Source organism: Pontibacter rugosus (genome assembly GCF_042678745.1).
Classification (GTDB): Bacteria; Bacteroidota; Bacteroidia; order Cytophagales; family Hymenobacteraceae; genus Pontibacter; species Pontibacter rugosus.
In genome coordinates, this window is the sequence record NZ_JBHTLD010000328.1 from 1 (window position 1) to 3,332 (window position 3,332).

Here is a 3,332-nt window from a genome sequence, read left to right on the forward strand (position 1 = left end):
ATTCAGATTCAAATATAACACTATATTTTCTTCTACTGAAAGATATTACCCCTACTAAACTTCAATGTCATCAGATTATTGTATAACAACATCTTGCCAGATCTGCATTAGCAGTGCCTTGTAGCTTTCTTTTACTGCTTATGGCAAATACCTTACAACCACGCAGCAAACACTGCGCCACTAGTCAAGCTAAGCTAACACGCACAACTTAATTTAAAACAAAGGGCCTGCACTATTGGCAAGCCCTCTGAAAATCAATCATCGTCACTTAAAATCACTTATTAATTATTTATCAGCACGTGTGCCGCATACTTCTATCACTCTTACAACAGGGTATAACATGTTAGTGGCAACACAGCGGGGCCCATACGAACTGTTTAGCTCCAGCTGCACCAACACCTTCTGCCCTACCTGTCTGTATTGTTCCGGCAGGTTGTCTGTCGTTACGTAGCCGCCGTGCAGCTGCCCTGCGTAAGTTCCCGTTTTTTTTGCCAGCTCGTCTGTATCGTCCTCCAGTTTAAGAATATACCACCCTGACTCACAGTGCCGGTCTACTACCTCTGCCATGGTGCAAGCGGGCGCGGGCGCACTTTTACTGCAGCCACTGGCCAACAGTGCAAGGCAGAGGTAAAGCAAGCTAACATACAACAGACTTTTCATAACTTTAGATTGTACTAGTGGCACAGTATTACCACCTGTTTTTACGACAGGCTCTTTTTCATAGCTTAGCAAGGCACCGGTATTAAAAGAAAGAGAAGAACAGCAAGGCCAAAAGCAAGTACCAGCCATACATGTCGTAGCAGGCTACAAGAGCAACGGTTTCACGTAAGTTTTGCAAAGGCTTCATAGGCAGTAGCGGTCTGTTCTCTACATAAATGACCCTGGAAAGCAGACAGCAGTTGCATGGCTGTGATAAAATAGTTAGCGACTGCCTGCACCTAAATCGTAATTCACCGCCATATTCAGGCCGATGTTGTATGGCCTGCCCTGCGAGGCATTTGTTCTGTCTGGATTAGCCAGCATGCTGCTCAGATAGCCTTTAAAAGCAGGCCCTACAGCTACCGAAATATTATTAGACAAGCGTTTACCAACACCCGCCGTAACGTTACCTGACCACTGCAGTTTCCGAAAAGGCGATTCTTCATCACTAAGTGTATACTCTGAGTCGCGCACTTCAGCACTGGAGGCAAGTACAGCCGATTCCAGCAGGATGTTAGCGGCAACACCACCGCCTGCAAACCAAAACCAATCATTTGACAGTTTGCCTTCATACTGAATGCCTGCAGGCACAGTTAAGTGCCGGTAGCGGTAATGCACGTTATACTTATCGGTTTTACCAACACGTACCGAGTCTGCTAAAAGGCTGTTATCAAGCGAAGACAGGAAGATAGCAGAGGGCCCTGCTGATACTTTACCTGACCGGTTCGGCTCGTTCTGAAATTGCTCAATTACATAACTAGACTTGGAGCGGGCTGTATTTTGCGTAAAGCCAAGGCCGGAAAGCAGTTTCCATTTTTTCCCTATTTTAAATCCTGTCTTTACCTCCACACCAAACGAGAAGCCAGGCTCTATTTCCTCTATATACTCTTCGCGAGCTTCCGCTATGGAATTGTCTGTTTCTCTTAAGCTTGATAAAGCTGGAGCAAAGCTACTGAACATCATATTTCCTGCTGGCTGCGCCGGGACATTGATGTTCTGCTCAAAATAACTCGGCACATATGCCATGCCAAGCGACCAACGGCTGTCACTGCTCTTCTCTTTCTCATCTACAGCTTTCACTCCGGCATCTTTCTTTTGATCATTATACGTATGCAGCATAGCCTCCTTCTCACGCTGTAGCTCCTTTACCCTGTTCATGACTGAGCCACTCAGTTCGCTAAAGCTACCAGGGATTTCATTGGTTGTGTGCGTACCTGCAAAAGCAGCACGTTGCTGGCCTGAAGATGTGATCCTGTTTGCAGGAGGGATATTGAGAAGCGCCTGTCGTGCATCCTGAAAATTAGAGAAGAATTGTTGGGCTACCTGTTCTCTGGCGTCAAACACAGACTCATATGTTACATCAGGCTTTCTTTTCCATACTGTTGGATCTGAGCCTAAAGCTAGACTAGATAAAGCGATGTCTGTGGCCTTTGTAGTAGCTAAATGCGGCCTCTCAACTGAACCATCAGGTTGCGTTAAAGCTGTTTCTGGTAGAGTCAAACGTGCTTCCTCAGATGTTTTTCGTACAGTACCTGAAGACGTAGGTTTGCGCAGAACATCTGGCTGCTGCACAGCTGTAACTATAGCGTTCTCTGTTGTAGCTTCTTGTGTTATAGTTGCTATTTGCCCCTGCTCTATTTTTGCTACATTATTTTTGGCCATACTTGCCGCTCGGGTTGGCTGCTCTACCTGCGCCACCTGACTGGTAAATGAGTTACCTCCCAGATAGTACACTCCAAAGCCGCCGGCTAAGAGGATAATAGCAGCACACGCTGCTGCCAACTGCCGGTAAAACAGCATACTGCGCTTGTAGTGACTATTCTCCTGTATGGTAAGCTGATGGTCTATGCGGCCCCAAAGATCTGCCGATGGAGAAGCCTCAGCGTCGTGCATCCGGCGCTGGAATTCTTCTTCCAGGCTTCCGCGTTTATTGTTAGCTGCTGATGACATGTTCCTTAGTTTTTTTTTCCTGTCCTAAGAGCATACTTTGTAGTATAGCCCTGGCACGTGAATATTGCGATTTCGAAGTCCCCTCTGATATATCCAGCATCTCGCCTATTTCTTTATGATTATAGCCCTCTATGGCATAGAGGTTAAAAACCATACGGTAGCGAGGCGCCAGACTTTGGATCATTGTCAGGAGCTCATCCATTGTATAGCCGCTCAGATTTACATCAGCGCTTAGGTTTACAACTTCATCCGCCTCATGCGACACAGTGAGCAACTGCTTAGACCGCAAATGCTTTAGTGCTGTATTGATCATGATGCGCCTGATCCAGAACTCGAGGGGGCAATCTTTCTTGAAGGTTTGAATATTGTTAAACACCTTTACAAAGGCATCCTGCATAATATCCTCTGCCTCGAAAGTAGTGGGTGCATAACGCAGGCATATTACCATCATCTTTTTAGAGTATAAGTCATAAAGCAGACGCTGCATGTCGCGCTTCCCCGCGATGCATCCTTCTATGAGTTTATCCTCTTCGGTTTTAGATTTAGTAAAAAGCTTCAAATGCTGCCTGTTTACGCTTGTTCTCCCTTATGATTCTTTAATGGGCAAAAGGGTTGCAAGCGGAGGGAAAAATAATTTATCAGAACATACTTATACATGTAGCTACACAAGAATAGTTATATAG

Annotated in this window: 3 protein-coding genes; all 3 read right to left on the reverse strand. The window is 45.7% G+C overall.

Annotated elements, in window-relative coordinates; all coding sequences use genetic code 11:
* Positions 1 to 285: 285 nt before the first annotated feature.
* Complete coding sequence (locus tag ACFQ2O_RS20670; protein ID WP_377532598.1) at positions 286 to 567, reverse strand: hypothetical protein; 282 nt, start codon at positions 565 to 567, stop codon at positions 286 to 288.
* A gap of 354 nt (positions 568 to 921) precedes the next feature.
* A complete protein-coding gene (locus ACFQ2O_RS20675; protein ID WP_377532601.1) occupies positions 922 to 2,649 on the reverse strand; it encodes an outer membrane beta-barrel protein in 1,728 nt (575 codons plus the stop codon).
* Positions 2,633 to 3,208: an RNA polymerase sigma factor gene (locus tag ACFQ2O_RS20680; protein WP_377532604.1), complete on the reverse strand. Its 576-nt coding sequence runs from the start codon at positions 3,206 to 3,208 to the stop codon at positions 2,633 to 2,635. Before ACFQ2O_RS20680 ends, ACFQ2O_RS20675 begins: the two co-directional genes overlap by 17 nt.
* Between the last annotated feature and the right edge of the window lie 124 nt (positions 3,209 to 3,332).

Bases quoted from the DNA above. Each gene is read 5' to 3' on its own strand.
- ACFQ2O_RS20670 (WP_377532598.1), bottom strand. From the start codon at position 567: ATGGCAGAGGTAGTAGACCGGCACTGTGAGTCAGGGTGGTATATTCTT.
- ACFQ2O_RS20675 (WP_377532601.1), bottom strand. From the start codon at position 2,649: ATGTCATCAGCAGCTAACAATAAACGCGGAAGCCTGGAAGAAGAATTC.